Raw genomic sequence first — 16,018 nt, 5'->3', positions numbered from 1 at the left:
CCGCTGGCGGACGCCATCGGTGTCGTAGCACGCTGTTACAATCGAATATGTGTTCGAACATGGTTCTCCGCCGGAAGTGATTGCGCGGTTTGACGAGTTGTTCGAGCGGTGCCACCCCTCGACGACGGCCGAGTCGGTGGTATTGCTGGAGCGCATCGGAGCGGCGGCGCGGTTCGAGAACCGGGCCGCCGCAGCGCAGTTGGCCGCCATCGGGGAGTTATTCGCGTATCGGCTCGCACGCTGCTCGGAGACCGAGGACTGGGCGGTTGACACCGAGGCGGCGGTGGCCGCCGAGGTGGGCGCGGCGTTGCGGATCAGCCAGGGGCTGGTGGCCAGCCGGCTGCGCTACGCGCGAGCCATGCGTGAGCGGCTGCCGCGGGTGGCGCAACTGTTCAAAGCCGGTGACATTGACTACCGACTGTTTCAGACCATCGTCTATCGCACCGGTCTGATCGAGGATCGCCAGGTGCTGGCTGCGGTGGATGCCGAGCTGGCCGTCAAGGTGTCGCGCTGGCCATCGATGACTCGGGGCCGTCTGGCCGGCCAAATCGACAGGATTGTCGGCCGGGCCGATGCCGATGCGGTGCGGCGGCGCCAACAGCATCAGGCTGACCGCGAAGTCTGCATCGACGAGTGCGAAGGCGGGATCTCCGAGATTCGCGGCACCGTCATGACGCCGGATGCCCGTGCCCTGGATCAGCGCTTGAGCGCGCTGGCCGGCACGGTGTGTGAGCATGATCCGCGCAACCGTGAGCAGCGCCGCGCTGATGCGTTGGGAGCGCTGGCCGCCGGGGCGGACCGGCTGGGCTGTCGGTGCGAGCGAGCCGAATGTGCGGCCGGAAAGCGGCCCGCGCCGAGCCCGGTGGTCATCCATGTGATCGCCGAGCGGGCCAGCGTTGACGGCAGCGGGTGCACGCCGGGATGGTTGGTGGACGCCGACGGGCTCATCACCGCCGAACTCGTCACCGAGTTGGCCCAATCGGCCAAGCTGATACCTCTGATCCACCCCGGCGACGCCCCACCCGAACCCGGCTATGTCCCCTCCAAAGCACTGGCCGATTTCGTGCGCTGCCGGGACTTGACGTGTCGTTGGCCGGGTTGCGACCACCCGGCGCCGCGCTGCGATATCGACCACACGATTCCCTACGCAGATGGCGGCCCCACGCACGCGGCAAATCTCAAGTGTTATTGCCGCACACATCATTTGACTAAGACTTTTTGGGGCTGGCGGGAAAAGCAGTTGCCCGACGGCACCCTGATCCTGACTTCGCCATCGGGGCAGACCCATGTCACCACCCCCGGCAGCGCGTTGTTGTTTCCCAGCCTGTGCCACGGGGTGGGCGGCATGCCCGCCCCCGAAGCTCAAACGCCAGACCCCGACTACTGCGCCGACCGGGCGGCGATGATGCCCAAACGCCGCCGAGCCCGTACCGAGGACCGCGCCTATCGAGTTGCCGCCGAACGCCGCCACAACCGCCAAATCCGCCAAACCGGGCACACCGAATACGCCTGGCACGACGGCCCCGCCCCACCCGACGAGGAACCGCCGCCGTTCTGACGCCGCACCAGCTTGACTCGTCATCGAACTGCTGTTCGAATAGAGTCATGCGCTGGACCAGTCAGGCGGTAGCGGTCAACGGGACGCCCGTCGACGACGGAGCGCTGCCCGGGCTGCAGCGGATCGGCTTCGTCCGAAGCGTGCGATCACCGCATTTCGAGCGCATGACGTTCCATGAGGTGCTGTGCAAGTCCGCCTTGAACCGGGTGCCCGACGCGGCGGCCCTGCCGTTTCGCTACACCGTCAACGGCTATCGCGGGTGCTCGCACGCCTGCCGCTACTGTTTTGCCCGTCCGACCCACGAGTACCTCGACTTCGACCCGGGCGCCGACTTCGACACCCAGGTGGTGGTGAAGACCAACGTCGTCGAGGTTCTGCGTCGCGAACTGCGCCGGCCGTCGTGGCAGCGCGAGACCGTTGCGCTAGGCACCAACACCGACCCCTACCAGCGGGCGGAGGGCCGTTACGCGCTGATGCCGGGCATCATCGGCGCGCTTGCCGAATCCGGTACGCCGCTGTCGATCCTGACCAAGGGAACGTTGCTGCGACGGGACCTTCCGCTACTGGTTGATACGGCCCGGCAAGTTCGGGTGGCGGTGGCGGTTTCTCTGGCGGTCGCCGATCCGGAGCTGCACCGCGACGTCGAGCCGGGCACCCCGACACCTCAGGCGCGTCTGGGGCTCATCACCGCAATCCGCGAGGCGGGCCTGGACTGCCATGTGATGGTCGCGCCGGTGCTGCCGCACCTCACCGACTCCGTCGATCACCTCGACGGGCTGCTTGGCCAGATCGCCGCCGCGGGCGCCACTGGCGTGACGGTTTTCGGTCTGCACCTGCGCGGTTCGACTCGCGACTGGTTCCTGTCCTGGCTGGGCCGGGCGCATCCCGAACTCACCGACAACTACCGTGAGCTCTACCGTCGTGGCGCCTACCTGCCGCCGAGCTATCGCGAGATGCTGCGAAAACGGGCGGCACCGTTGATCGCGAAGTACCGCCTGGGCGGTCAGCACCGCGAGTCCTCGCCCGCAGCAGAAGCGGCGATATTGCCCAAAACTGTTCAGCCAACCCTATTTTGAGGCGGCCCCGGCTGGTGCGAGGTGCGCCTCCGCAGCGGCCCGAGCAGGAACGCCGGCGGCGACCACCAGAACCACCGGCCCAGCAACCCGGCGATACCGGGGACGGCGAAGGTACGGACGACGAGTGTATCGATGATGAGCCCAACGCCAATGGTGGAGCCGACCTGCTCAATGGTGAGCACATCACTGGACAACATCGCCAGCATCGTGATTCCGAAGACGATGCCCGCCGTGGTGACCACGCCGCCAGTGCTGCCGAAGGCGCGGATCATCGCGGTGCGCAGCCCCACCCTGGTCCCGGTCCGGGCCAATGCTTCTTCGCGCATCCGCATGGTCAGCAGCAGGTTGTAGTCGGCCCCGACGGCCACCAGTGCGATGAGCGCCATGGACTGCACTGCCCAGTGCAGATCTTTACCGAGCAGGTCATGCCAGATGAAGGTGCTGACGCCCAACGCCGAGAGGTAGGAGACGACGACCGTTCCGATCACCGCGGCCGCGGCCACGGGGCTTCGCAGCATCACCAGCACGATGAGGAACACCAACGCGAGCGCCACCGCGGCCAGCAGCACGAAGTCGCTGTTGACGAAGCCGCGCAACTCGGCGGTCCCGGTGCCGAAACCGGTGATGTCCACCGTGCTTCCCGCGAGCGCGCCTTCCTTGGTCGCCTCGTGCACGGCCGCGACGATCTGAGGTGACCTGCGGGCGCCGTCGGCGCCGAAGACCTTTCCATCGCCATAGACCAGCACCCGGGTCACGTCGCCGCCGGGGGCGAAGTACAGTTCGGCCGCTCGCTGGAACCGGGGATCATCCCAGGCCCGCTGCGGCAGGTAGTACCCGCCCTCGCCGCTGCCCTGGAAGTCTTGCCGGACCTCCCGCAGGTAGTCGGTGAGACCCGAGAACGTGGTGCGCATCTCGTCGACGACATTGGTGAGTTGGGCCGCCATCGAGCTCAGTTGCGCCACCAGGGCGCGCATGGTGCCTACCGAGTGGTCGGCGGTAGTGAGTCCCTGGGCCGTACGAGATGTACTCACGCTCAATTGTGATGCGCCCCTGGCGAGCACATCCGATCCCGCGATCAGGGAGTCCACCGGCTGGACGATTTCGAGCACCATCGAGCAGATCTGATCGTTCTGGCAATTGGGATTGCTTTGCGTGTAGTTGCGTAGCGGGTCGAGGTTGCCGGATATCTGCGCCACCGTGTTCTGCAGCTGGTGCATTCCCGAGCCCATGACGTCGATGTTGGAATTGAGTTGGTCTATTCCGTTGACACCGCCCGATAAGCCGGCCTGCAGCCGCGATAGCGCATCCGAGAATTGGGCAAGCGTCGGGGCCAGCCGGTTGACCGCGGAAAGACGCTGGTCAAGCTTGGCGACACCATCGTCGAGCTGGTCACCAATCACGCCCGCCTGGTCGCTGAGGGTTGCCTCTTCCGGGATGGAACCTGCTGGGCGTGAGGCGGATTGAACCATCGTGACCCCCGGAATTTCCATCAACTTGCGGGTCACCCGCTCGATGGCGATGACCCCGGCGGGATTGCGCAGATCGTGTCCCGTCTTGATGGAGACGATCTCCGGCAATAGCCGATTCGGCGGGAAGTGGCGGTCCATGGCTTGGTATCCGCGGTTGGCAAGGGTGGAATCCGGTTGCGCCGCAGGCTCGTCGAAGCCGAGCCTGAGCCCGGAAACGGGTAGGGCGCAGATCGCCAGCGCCAGAGCCGAGGCCACGAGCATCGGGGCCGGCCAGCGGGCCACCAGTGCCCCGACGCGACGCCAGCGAAGCCCGGTCTTGCGGTTCAGCTTGCGCGGCTGGGCGAGTCCATAGCGCCCCGCGAGGGCGATCAGCGCCGGCAGCAGGGTCAGGGAAGCCAGCATGCCGGTGACAATGCCTATGGCGCAAGGCAATCCAGCGCTACGCAACATACCTACCTTGGCAAACGTCAGGCAGGACAGGGCCGCGGCCACCGTCAGCGCCGAAGCCACGATCACCGGCCCGACACTGCGATTGGCAACACCGAGTGCTCGCTCGTGGCTGACGCCGCCGCGCCGCGCCTCGTGATAGCGGCCAATCAGGAAGATTCCGTAATCGGTTGCCCCGCCAAGCACCATGGCGGCCAGCAATGCCACCGAGAAGATGGACACCTCGAAGACGTCGCGTTCGCCCAAAAGCGACACGACCGACCGGGCGACCCCCAACGCGAGTCCCACCGTCATCAGCGGGATCAAGGCGGTTGCCAACGACCGATACACCGCAACAAGCAGCAGGGCGATGAGAACGACTGTCACGCAGGTCATCAGCAGCATTTGCCGGTCGATCGTGCTCAGCTCGTCGGCGATGGTGGCACCCGGGCCCGTGACGTAGGCGCGCAGTCCCGCCGGAGCGGGCTGGCCGGCGACGATCCGCCGAACCTGATCCAGCGCCCGATTTGCTTGTGCGGCACCAAGATCGCCGGGTAGCCGCAGTATCGTGTAGGTGGCCTTGCCGTCGTCGCTCAGCGCTGCCGGCGCGGTCATCGGGTCCGACCACAGGTCGGTGACCGAATCCAGATCCTGGTGATCGGCACGAAGCTTGGCCAGTAGCTGATCGTGGAAGGCGCGTTCGGCTGGGCCCAGTGGATGGTCGCTTTCCAGCACCAGATAGTTGAGGTTGCCGCTTTTGCCGTCGTGGAATTGGGCTCCCATGCGAGCGCCGGCAATGTTGACCGGCGCATCAGCCGGTAGGAAGCCCCGGGCATGGATACGAGCCGTGTGTTCGGCCGGTGGCACCAGCAGGGTGCCCAGGCCGGCGGCGACGACCCACAGTCCGATCACGACGACCGCGTAGCGGTTTGCGAAGCTGGCCAGTGAATCCCACACGTTACGCGCGGGGGCTGCGGCCGGGCCCGCGTCATCAGGAAGCGGCGATGCGGTGTCGGCATCGTTGAGCGGCAACGCCTTTGGCCGGGTATCGGCTGTTGTCCGGCTACCGAGAGCCTGAGCGGATCCGATGCTCCCAATGAGCCGCGTCCAGATGTCCGCGAGGTGGCTTTGCTGTTTGAGCCGAACCATCTGATCGCCGTCTCACGGCTTTACGGCGGAGGCCGGGACAGTGCGGACGCCACGGGCGATCAGGAACCGGAGCGGCGACGGGACGAACGCGGGCACCCGCCCGGCATAGCTGCGATAGGCCGTGCCAAAGCGGGCGACGAGGTCGCGTTCCTCCAGGTGGGTGCCCAGCAGGATGTAGCCGGTCAGGCCGGCCGCCCAGAGCAGATGCCCGACGGTGAACGTGCTGGCGGACCAGAAACAGATCAACAGGCCGGTCATCAGCGGATGACGAACCAGCCGGTAGGGCCCACGCACCTGCAGCCGGTCACAGCTGGCGTCGGACACCCGGAGCACGTAGCGGCGGTAGGCCTGACTGATACCGAGCAGGCGAAAGTGGTTCAACAACAGTGTGGCCACGTAGACGAGGGCGACGCCGAACCAGAACCCTGCGTCGAGAACCGCCGAACCGATTCCGCCGGCAGACCAGATGTGCCCGGGCAGCGGTTGCCAGCCCAGGCACAGTACCCACACCGCAAGACTGGTCATGACGACGTAGAAACTGCGCTCCAAAGCCAGTGGCACCCAACGTGTTACGAACGTCTTGACCGACGGCCGGGCCATACCCGAATGCTGCAGGCCGAACAATGTCAACAGCACGACGTCGATCAGCAACGCGGGGCCCGCTGCCAGGTGCGCGCCGGCGTCGACTGTTTTGGGCAGCCACCACCCGCCGGCGAACAAGAGAAACAGCGGCACCGTAATCCCGGCAAAGGCGTATCCGGTGAGCGCCAGGATGACGGCGACGAGGCGGCGCGGGTCTGACACCAGGCCCCGGATGATCAGATCCATGCGAACCACGGGAGGTAGCGTGCGCGAACGGTTCCCTGCTCAAGCCGCTTCGCCAGCTTGGCTTTCCACTGCCGGCCGTGGGACGCGTCGAGAAAGCCTCCGGGCACGAACAGCCGCCAGCACGAGGTGAGCGTCATCCAGTAGGGCACGATGACGTCGGGCTCGACCTGCAGCATGAAGTCGAACTTGTCGGGAATCTGTGTCCAGTGGATGCCGGGGTAGCGGTGGTGGACGCTGTGGTAGCCCTGGTTGAAGATGAAGAAATTCAGCCAGTTTCCCACCGTGTTCAACGACTTGCTCGGGTCGTCATCGAAGACCCGTGCCGGGCCGTGGGTCAGCCAGGCGAAGTAGCCGGAGGTCGCCTGGGTGATCAGGAAAGGGATCCAGTAGAAGAGCGTGAAGCGCAGCGGGTCGGCGGTCAAGAAGGTAATCCAGATCAGCGTCGTGATGAGCGTGAAGTCGAAGACGAACTGGCGGCGTCGCTTTCGCCGACTGGGTGATGGGTTTGCCGCGAAAACCGTTCTCGCGGTGTGCGTTTTGACCACAGAGCTGTACCGCATCCAGTACCAGACGGCACGCCATCCGTGCTCGCGTCCCTCGGTGGAGGTGACGTCTCCGGGCCCGTCGTTGTAGCGGTGGTGGTTGACGACATGCACTTCGTACATGTCGGCGGCAGTCAGCGCGGCCGGCATGCAGCACAGCAGGTCCAGTGCACGGTTGGCCCGTCGCGACACGAACAACGGCCGATGAGTGTGCATGTGCAGGATGCCGATGGTGATCGAAAAGTTCAGCAGCCCAAGCGTGATGATCAGCGGCACCGCCAGATACCATCTGGTGGCAGCCGGTACCGACAGGCCGAATGCCAGCAGTGCGATCCAGCATGCAATGTGCAGAAGTGGACCGACGTTCGCCGGATGCTCGAGCTTGAGCACTCGGCGGCTGAAGGGCAGCGGCTCGGCGGACGCACCAGGCTTTGCGGTGCTGCGGACAGGTGAAGTGGTGGTCATCGGTGTTCCCCCTGGTTTGCTACGTCGAGTGCGGTGAGCTGAAATTGTGCGGCGAGCGCGAACATCGCGTCGGTGTCGTTGGGCCGCAACCGCTCTAAGGCGCCGAAGGCCAGGTGGTCGGCGATCATCATGCGGCGCTTCTGATTGCCGGGTAGTTCGGCGGTCAGTGGTTCTTCCGGAAGGGCATCGACAAGCGCGAAGGCGAGGTCGACGGTCAGTGGCCCGATGGCGAGGGACCTCACGCTACGGTCGCCCAGCCGGAGCACGTCTGCAGCGCGATCCGGCCCGGTGCTGAGTTCGGGCGATGCATCGAGCAGCCGGTGGATAGCCGCGTCGGCGCAGTGCCGTACCCGCGCCAGCATCGCCGCCCAGCGAACCGGTGAGCGAGCCGCCAGCACTACCGCTGCGAGCCGCAGCGACCGCCGGTACGGTGCGGGCGCCCCGACCGACGCGCACAAGAACGCCGTCGTGGTGATGGTCAGGTAGGCCATCGCCGTTCGGGCACCACGACTGGGGATGCGCGGGCCCACATGCGCCAGCAGCGCGAAGCCGCCCAGGGCGGGAACCAGCAGTTGCAGCAGCACCGCACGCCGCAGCTCCGCGTGATCGCCGGCGCCGTAAAGCGCCAGCTCGCCGTCGCGCAAGTCATTGGCCAGTTGGGCGGCAATGCCTATGCAACCTGCGAGTTCTCCCAGATCGGCGCCGGTGCAGGCGCCCTCGGTGAGCAGCGAACAGGCATACAGCGCCACCCGCCCGAGCACACCCTCGCTGTAGGTTGCCCGCGGTAGCGGGGAATCGATGTTGCGGGCCATCACCTGGCCGATGTCGACCAGCAGCCGGCCGACCCGTTGCTGTCCCTCGCAGGGCAGTGCCGACACCATCGCCCGGACGTCGCGGATGCGGGTGGCCAAGATCAGGTCGACGGCTTCGCTGTCGCGCAGCGTGACCGCCCGTAGCGGTGGGGGCGGCGTCCCAGTCGTTGCGCGCAGGTAGTTCGCGGCGAGCAGCACGGCGTTGCCGGCCAGCTGCGGGTCCATCAGGTCTTCGTAGGCGTCGAGCACCCGGCAGGCGAGCAGGGCGGCGGTGGCCTCGTCCCGCAGGTGGGCAGGCAGCAAACCGATGGCGATGCCCAGATTTCGGGCCGCCGGGACCAGTGCCAGCCGGGCCAGCCGATCCGGGGACTCTGCAGCGCGCATCGCGGTCAGGTCTGGCGCGCGGCGCAGCTGTCGCAACCCGTAGGCCAGGTCGCCAATTCGCACGCCGCTCATCGGGAGACCACTCGCACCGTCAGTTCGCGCAGATGGTCGCGAGCGACTGAGGGCGGGAACACATCCAGCGCCCGGCAAGCCGTCTCGGCGGCGTGGACGGCAACCGCGCGGGCGGCCCGGGTGGCGCCGCTGCGCACCAACTCGGCCTGGAGCACGGCGCTGGGAGTCAGCTCCGAGAGCCACAGCTCACGAGAACCGGGACGCATGGCCAGCCATTCGATCACCGGCCACGTCGGCACTCGGCGGTCCAGGTCGCCGCAGGACTTCTTGCCGAGTGACGGGCCGCCCTCGACGTCGCATACGTCGTCCATGATCTGAAAGGCCAAGGCCAGCTGGTCGGCATACCCCATCAGGGCGCGCAGTCCGTCGGCGTCGACTCCGCCCGCCGTGCCACCGTAGGAGCATGCGAGGCGGAACAGGGTGCCGGTTTTCGCCGCGGCCACACGTTCGTAGTGGCGGCGCAGGGCGGCGTCGTCGATCGCGGGCGGCAGGGTCTCGATGAGCTGGCCGAAGGACAGTTCCGAGAGCTGGTCGAGGTAGGTGACGGCCGGGTCCTCGCCAACTCTCGCGAATACCGCCGGGTTGTCGTCCACCACCCGCGCGAGGATCTGTAATGCGGTGCCCGCCAAGTGGAATCCGGCCCGGGCCGCGATTCGGACGCCGAACGCTGCCGGAACCGATGCGGCGCCACGTCTTAACAGCGAGCCGTCGCAGATGTCGTCGTGGATGAGCGACGACTCGTGGAACATCTCGATCGCGCAGGCCAGGTCGATCGCCTCGGCAGGTGACACCGTGGCGGCGGAAGGTTGCAGGCGGAAGCAGGCTAGCCCCAGGCCGGCCCGGACCCGCTTGCCGGGGGCGGTGAGGATGTGTCGATAGATCGGGTCGAAACTGCAGCCGGTGACCAGGATTTCGTGCAGACGGCCAGCGACCAGGTGCAATTGATCGGGGATGCTGTCAGTGGCCCGTCCCGATGCCGCGCCAGTTGACCGGGTCTGCGCGGTCCGGTCGGAGCGGGCGCAGAGCGTGCGTACCGCGCCTAGCTGGCCGCTTTGGTGCTCCCGCGCCTCACCGGACAGTGCTGGCTCGGCGGTACAAATGCGTCTCACCACCTTCTCCTCGAGAGCCGGACCCAGCGATTTCCTGCCGGATCATTTCCTTCCGGATTAATTCATGCTGAGTCAATGCTGCCGTCCGCGAACCGATTCGGCTATCCGATGATCGGTTAAAAATGTTGTCCACCACGACGATTGGTGAATTGTCCCCCGATCGGGGGACCTAACCTGACACGTGTCAAGTTGCTTTACACGGCGGTCCCGGCTAATGCAGGTGCGGTTCGAGCAGTGCGGCCTGGCCGGTGGACATGGGGCTGGCCGCCAACCACTGGCGGGTCGCCTCGTGCGACCGCTCGATAAGCGTTGCCGCATGCGAGAAGTCGACTCCGGAGATGGAGACCGGACACAGCGGGCGGATGACGCGCAGGTCGGCGGTCTGCTCGAAGCGCTCGATGTCGAGGGCGAGGCGATGATTGACGGCAAGCGATATCGCGTGCAAAACCATCGTGACCGCCGATGGTGGTGACGTGGGCAGGGCACATGAGTAGCCGGTCGGCAACACCCAGACCTGGTCGGCGCCAAGGGCGATCGCGTGTGATACCGGGGTGTTGTTCACCACGCCGCCGTCCATCAGATCGCGCCCGTCGATGTTGACCGGCGGGAAGATTCCCGGGATGGCCGCGCTGGCAGCGATCGCGTCGACCGCGTCTCCGGAGGAGAGCAGGACGTCGATGCCCGAGATCACGTCGGTGGCCACCACGTGGAACGGGATCGGAGCATCCTCGAGCCTGGTGAAACCGAGTTCCCGGGTCAGAATGCGCCGCAGACCCGCGCTGGGCACCAAATGCTGACGGCGGCCGAGGAAGCCCAGCAGCCCGGCGACCGGGTGGGTGGGGAATACCTCCTTGCGGCTGAGCGACAGCCACACCTTTGCCAGCTCCCGAACGCCCTCGGCATCGGGCCGCGCGGCGATCCAGGCACCATTGAGCGCGCCGACGGAGGTGCCGATGATCAGGTCCGGCCTGATGCCTTCATCCGCCAGGGCCTGCAGCATCCCGACCTGGATGGCGCCGAGGCTCGCGCCGCCGGAGAACACGAACGCAGTGGTCACAGATGGATACTAAGGACCTTTTGCCGCCGCGGCTGCGGCTTCCGGCGAGATCGCAAATCCGTACCCCCAGTAACGAATCCGGTAGCGTTTTCGATATGACAGACGTGCGAAAGACGGTAAGCGCGGTCGCAGCGGCAGGCTGTGTGGCAATGGCCGCAGCGGCCTTGGCAGTGGCGGGGATTGCGGCAACGCCGGCGGTCTCCCATGCGGACCCGGCCGGGCATCAGGTGACCTACACCGTAACCACCACCAGTGATTTGATGGCCAACATCCAGTACATGAACAGCGACCCGCCCAGCCAGGCGGCGTTCAACGCCGACTCGTCGAAGTACATGACCACCGTGCACGCCCCGATCACCGGCGGCGACCCGCTGGTCTATACGACCACGCTGGTAAACCCGAACCAGTGGGCGATCGTCACCGCCAGTGGCGGGCTGCGGGTCAACCCGGAATTCCACTGCGAGATCGCCGTCGACGGTCAGGTAACGGTGTCGCAGAACGGTGGCAGCGGAGTCACCTGCTCGACCCGGCCGTGGTGAACGGGCCTTAGCAGCAAAGTCAATCCGTTGAGCGCAAGCCGCATGTAGTGCCGTCGGCCACCGGGCCAGGGCACAACCACGTCGCCGGCCGGCGGGCCGGCTCGCTTTCTGAGGAGCCTCGGACCTGGTCCAAATCGAGCCCGGCCAACGCTCCGCCGGCTCGGCAACGTCGCCGATTCCGACTCGACGGGCGGTGTGGGCGCCGGGCTGCCGGCGAGCGCGGTGGGACCGGTGGGTCCGGCAGGCACCGCCGGGGCGCCGGTGCTGAGCACTGCTGCCGGAGATCAACTCCACCGCCGGTCGGTGATCTCCGAAGTTGACCGGCGACGAGTGGGTCGAAGCGTCGTCGGTGGCGATGGCCACCGGGGCCGAGCCCTGGCTTCAGCGACCGGCATGGGTGACGACGACGACCTCCGCGCGCTCGTCACCGACCGCCCGCAAGGCGTGGCCGGCCGACGCGTCGAAGTAGGCGCTGTCGCCGGTGTCGAGTGTGATGGTCTGGTCGCCGTAGACGAGCTCGACGCTGCCGGCGTGTACGAACACGAACTCCTGGCCGGCGTGCTCGGGATGCGGGTCGTCAGCGGGGTCGCCGGTGGGGCGAACCAGGAACGGCGACATGGACTTTCCCAGCAACGTCGATGCCAGCGCTCGATAGCGTCCCCGCACCGGGCCGGCGCGGTCGGTTGCCCGGTCGACGGTGATCTTCTCTTCAGCGGTCTCGTCGGAGAATAGCCGCCCCACATCGACGTCGAGCGCTCGAGCGACCTTGAGCGCCACCGCGATTGACGGTGTGCTGTGCCCGCGCTCGATCTTGGACAGGTAGCTCTTGGTCAGGCCGGTCTGTTCGGCGAGCTGTTCCAGGGTGAGGCCACGATGCCTGCGAACGGCGCGCAACAGTGCTGTCACCGGAACACTCCCTCCGCCCGCCCTGGGACACAAGGTTTCCTATAGTGCTACCATTGTGTCACACGCTCGCGATACCGGAGAGCCGCCGATGGCAACCACCTTTACCGATTCCAAGTCCGAACTGATGCGCCGTGCCCAGGAGCGGCTGCGCGCCGAGACGGCCGAATCGCCTTGGACGACCCGGCAGAAGGTGGCGCTGACCTGCCGCGCCCTGTTCGACGCCGGCCATGACTCCGGCCTGGCCGGGCAGATCACCGCCCGCGCCGACGACCCGGGGACGTACTTCACCCAGCGGCTGGGCCTGGGGTTCGACGAGATCACCGAAGACAACCTGCTGCTGGTCGACGAGGACCTCAACGTCTTGCACGGAGACGGTATGGCCAATCCCGCCAACCGTTTTCACAGCTGGATCTATCGGGCGCGTCCCGACGTGCAGTGCATCGTGCACACCCACGCCTTCCACGTGGCGGCGTTGTCGATGTTGAAGGTTCCGCTGATCGTGTCGCACATGGACACCACGCCGCTCTACGACGACTGCGCGTTTCTCGCCGACTGGCCGGGCGTTCCCGTCGGCAACGAGGAGGGCGAAATCATCACCGCCGCACTGGGTTCCAAGAAGGCGGTGTTGCTGGCCCATCACGGACAGGTGGTGGCCGGGGCCAGCATCGAGGAGGCGTGCTCGCTGGCGGTGCTGATCGAGCGTGCCGCCAAACTGCAGCTGGCCGCCATGGCCGCCGGAACCATCGCCGAGCTGCCCGAGCAGCTGGCCCGAGAGGCCCATGACTGGACGCTGACACCGGCGCGCAGCCGGGCCAATTTCGGTTACTACGCCCGCCGCGCCCTGGCCCGCCATCCCGATGCACTAAGTAGCTAACTCGTTATCCGCCAACCGAATCGGAGGAGCCCCGCGGTGGCCCAACCAGCCGTGCCCAAAATCCACGGGATCATCGCCTACCCGGTGACGCCATTCGCGCCCGACTCAGCCGGCGGTATCGACGCCACCCGACTCACGGCTCTGGTCGATCGGCTGGTCAGCTCCGGCGTACATGCCATTGCCCCGCTGGGCAGCACCGGTGAGCTGGCCTACCTCGACGAGTCGGAGTTCGGCACCGTGGTCGACACCACCATTGCGGCCGTCGATCGGCGGGTGCCGGTGATTGTCGGCGTCTCGGATGTGACCACTGCCAGGACCATTCGGCGTGCCCGGTACGCCGAGCGGGCCGGCGCCGACGCAGTGATGATCCTGCCGGTGTCCTACTGGAAGCTCACCGAACGCGAGATCGCCCAGCACTACCGCAGCATCGGCGACGCGATCGCCATCCCGATCATGGCGTACAACAATCCGGCCACCAGCGGCGTCGACATGAGCCCCGAACTGCTGGTCACCATGTTCGACAACATCGAAAACCTCACCATGGTCAAGGAATCCACCGGCGACCTGTCCCGGATGCACCGCATCGCGCAACTCAGCGACGGCCAGCTGGCGTTCTACAACGGCAGCAACCCGCTGGTGCTGGACGCGCTGCGGGCCGGGGCGGCCGGATGGTGTACGGCCGTCCCCAACCTGCGGCCGCAGCCCTGCATCGACCTCTACGAGGCGGTGCGCCGCGACGACCTCGAGAAAGCGCAGCTGCTCTACGACGACCTGAAGCCGCTGCTGCAGTTCATCGTCGCCGGCGGCCTGCCGACCACGGTGAAGGCCGGTCTCGAGCTGCTGGGTTTCCCGGTCGGGGATCCGCGTGCGCCATTGCTGCCACTTGACGAGCGGGGGCGGGCCGAGTTGCGGGACTTGCTGGCCGGCGGGTGACGCCAGAGTCAGTGTTGCTTTCACCGCCGCTGTCGACGTCAAACATATTGTTGCGATTGCTGTTTGGAGCGGGGCCTTTGTTTGCGGCGGCGTCGGCTATCTGGACTCGATCACCGACACCGTGCCGTCGAGGTAGCTCGTGACATACACGGTGCGGGTGTCAGAATCGACCGCTACTCCATTCGGGAGGGAGCCGACGGGCACGGATGCGGTGACCAGGTGCATGACCGGCGTTGTCGATCCCGGTCCGGCCCCAGGGCTCTTCGGTGCGGTGGTTGTGGTGCCGGCCTGCTGGCGGCCGGGGTCAATCAACGAAAACGCAAGCGCGACACGGGTGCCCACGAGAAGTAGACTCCCAACAAACGATGCCCTGCGCGCCTGACCCTGGCGTTCTCCGAGACTCCCACACCTTCCAGCACCACGGCCGGATCCCGGAGTCCTGGAGGTTCGCATAGATAATGCCGGCGGCGACTGACGGTCCCGCACCAGTGATCGGAGCACCGCATTCGCCACAGAACGGCTCGTTCACCGAAGTGAGGTGGCCGGCTGGGCAGAGCACCATAGCGGGCGCGATCGGGGCTCCGCATTCCCCGCAGAAAAGGCAGTCGTCCGGGTTTTGGTGGGCCGTTCTCGCACGTCACCATGAGTTAGCGTCCCTTCTTCTGCGGCCCGCGGCCGGGTAAAGGTTTCCGCCGTGATCGATGTCATCAGATTCTGCGCTGGCGCACTGGCCGCTCCTACCGCAGCGGGGTTCCCGCCGGCACCGGTGCCCCTGCCTGGATGAGTAATTCCCAGCCTTGGTTAGTGGTCGTAGGCGATCAGTGGCCTCTTGACTGGGCTGTTGATCTTCCCGTTGTGCCAGATCACTGCGGCAAGTGCGAGCAGGCGTTGGGCGACGCGGACGTAGCCGCCGTGCAGTGTGGGCCCGCCATGTCGTTCGAGATTGTGCTGATGCTTGTAGGTGTCGTAGACGGCTTCGGTCTATTGGCGCATGCCGGTGAGGTTGCCGTAGCGGGGTGGTTTTTCGTCGTTGCGGTCGGGGCGCACCAGCGGCACGTTCAGCGGGTCGGCGCAGTGGCGTTGCAACTCGGTGCTGGATAGGCCCTTGTCGGCCAGCGCAATCATCTTCTTGCGCAGCGCGCCGAGGTCCCGGGTGTGCGCGAAAGGCTCTGCGGCGACTTCTCGTTCGCCGATTTTGGGGTCGGCCAGCCACCACGCGACGGGCATCGCTTCGGCGGTGGTGATCAGATACAGCTTCACCCCTAGAATCAGCGGGAGTGCGCGGCGCAGTATCCGTAGTTGGCGACACCGGCCAGTTCGAAGCGTTTCGCGGTTTCCCGCGGCGCATCGCACGGCACTGGGGTGCCGTCGATCAGGCGTAGATCGTCGGCCCAGGACGGGCATTGGGTGGCCAGGTACAGCGTGGCCTTGCAGATCAGCGGTGGCGCCGCCTTGACCGGCTTGTGGTATCCGGGCTGTTTCGGCAGGTAGGGAAGTAGGTGCCCGAGTCGGCCGTAACACATTTGCGGCCAGGGGTGTTCGCTGCGGGCGCTGAGTGCAGCGCCTGAGTCACGGCCAGGCGCACCAGCTCCGGCGTCGGTCGATTGCTTCGGCCGTCGCGCGCGCCGCCGGTCGTGTTGCACCACGTGGTCATCGATCGTCACAGACAGGTCGGTCAGCAGGGCATCGAGGTCTGTCTTCACAACTGTCCATCGGTGTCCTTCAGCCACATCCTTCACAAGCCGGCACGCCGAGAGTGCAACCACGGCGGCACCGCCCGGCGTGTCGCCGCCGCCAGTGCACGCTCGGCGCAGCCGGT

Annotated in this window: 13 protein-coding genes and 1 pseudogene; 5 read left to right on the top strand and 9 right to left on the bottom strand. The window is 66.6% G+C overall.

The features are described from left to right. Positions 1–49: 49 nt before the first annotated feature. Complete coding sequence (locus AWC07_RS04870; RefSeq protein WP_036419058.1) at positions 50–1,558, top strand: HNH endonuclease signature motif containing protein; 1,509 nt, start codon at positions 50–52, stop codon at positions 1,556–1,558. Between the two features lie 47 nt (positions 1,559–1,605). Further along, on the top strand, positions 1,606–2,634 hold the full coding sequence (locus tag AWC07_RS04865; RefSeq protein WP_036419062.1) for an Rv2578c family radical SAM protein: 1,029 nt from the start codon (positions 1,606–1,608) through the stop codon (positions 2,632–2,634). On the opposite strand, the gene AWC07_RS04860 is transcribed toward AWC07_RS04865, so the two are convergent. From AWC07_RS04860 to AWC07_RS04835, 6 genes are all read right to left on the bottom strand, one after another. Beyond that, positions 2,616–5,486: an MMPL/RND family transporter gene (locus AWC07_RS04860; protein WP_051508249.1), complete on the bottom strand. Its 2,871-nt coding sequence runs from the start codon at positions 5,484–5,486 to the stop codon at positions 2,616–2,618. The two genes, AWC07_RS04865 and AWC07_RS04860, sit on opposite strands and share 19 nt — an antisense overlap. Before the next feature lie 204 nt (positions 5,487–5,690). Next, positions 5,691–6,506: a methyltransferase family protein gene (locus AWC07_RS04855; RefSeq protein ID WP_051508248.1), complete on the bottom strand. Its 816-nt coding sequence runs from the start codon at positions 6,504–6,506 to the stop codon at positions 5,691–5,693. Continuing rightward, the gene (locus tag AWC07_RS04850) at positions 6,497–7,513 is read right to left on the bottom strand and encodes a fatty acid desaturase (protein WP_036419066.1); all 1,017 of its coding nucleotides are present in this window, start codon (positions 7,511–7,513) and stop codon (positions 6,497–6,499) included. The genes AWC07_RS04855 and AWC07_RS04850 overlap by 10 nt, the downstream gene beginning before the upstream one ends. Further along, positions 7,510–8,781: a hypothetical protein gene (locus AWC07_RS04845; protein ID WP_036419069.1), complete on the bottom strand. Its 1,272-nt coding sequence runs from the start codon at positions 8,779–8,781 to the stop codon at positions 7,510–7,512. The genes AWC07_RS04850 and AWC07_RS04845 overlap by 4 nt, the downstream gene beginning before the upstream one ends. Then, on the bottom strand, positions 8,778–9,890 hold the full coding sequence (locus AWC07_RS04840) for a polyprenyl synthetase family protein (protein WP_244187490.1): 1,113 nt from the start codon (positions 9,888–9,890) through the stop codon (positions 8,778–8,780). The genes AWC07_RS04845 and AWC07_RS04840 overlap by 4 nt, the downstream gene beginning before the upstream one ends. A gap of 211 nt (positions 9,891–10,101) precedes the next feature. Next, complete coding sequence (locus tag AWC07_RS04835; RefSeq protein WP_036419072.1) at positions 10,102–10,947, bottom strand: patatin-like phospholipase family protein; 846 nt, start codon at positions 10,945–10,947, stop codon at positions 10,102–10,104. A 95-nt stretch (positions 10,948–11,042) separates the two neighbouring features. Here AWC07_RS04835 and AWC07_RS04830 point away from each other — a divergent pair, with 95 nt between their 5' ends. Beyond that, on the top strand, positions 11,043–11,486 hold the full coding sequence (locus AWC07_RS04830) for a hypothetical protein (RefSeq protein ID WP_036419075.1): 444 nt from the start codon (positions 11,043–11,045) through the stop codon (positions 11,484–11,486). 381 nt (positions 11,487–11,867) lie between these two features. On the opposite strand, the gene AWC07_RS04825 is transcribed toward AWC07_RS04830, so the two are convergent. Continuing rightward, positions 11,868–12,392: a helix-turn-helix domain-containing protein gene (locus AWC07_RS04825; protein WP_036419078.1), complete on the bottom strand. Its 525-nt coding sequence runs from the start codon at positions 12,390–12,392 to the stop codon at positions 11,868–11,870. Between the two features lie 88 nt (positions 12,393–12,480). Between AWC07_RS04825 and AWC07_RS04820 the strand changes: the two genes are divergently transcribed. After that, entirely contained in the window at positions 12,481–13,266 is a 786-nt protein-coding gene (locus tag AWC07_RS04820; protein ID WP_036410055.1) for an aldolase, read from the top strand. Between the two features lie 36 nt (positions 13,267–13,302). Then, positions 13,303–14,199, top strand: a complete 897-nt coding sequence (locus AWC07_RS04815) for a dihydrodipicolinate synthase family protein (protein WP_036410053.1) — start codon at positions 13,303–13,305, stop codon at positions 14,197–14,199. 96 nt (positions 14,200–14,295) lie between these two features. Here AWC07_RS04815 and AWC07_RS04810 read toward each other — a convergent pair whose 3' ends face one another. Beyond that, the gene (locus AWC07_RS04810; protein ID WP_036410052.1) at positions 14,296–14,541 is read right to left on the bottom strand and encodes a hypothetical protein; all 246 of its coding nucleotides are present in this window, start codon (positions 14,539–14,541) and stop codon (positions 14,296–14,298) included. A gap of 459 nt (positions 14,542–15,000) precedes the next feature. Next, a pseudogene (locus AWC07_RS29685) lies at positions 15,001–15,902 on the bottom strand (transposase family protein). Positions 15,903–16,018: the final 116 nt, after the last annotated feature.

It is taken from the genome of Mycobacterium gastri (assembly GCF_002102175.1).
Classification (GTDB): domain Bacteria; phylum Actinomycetota; class Actinomycetes; order Mycobacteriales; family Mycobacteriaceae; genus Mycobacterium; species Mycobacterium gastri.
This window is presented reverse-complemented; position numbering and strand designations above follow the sequence as displayed.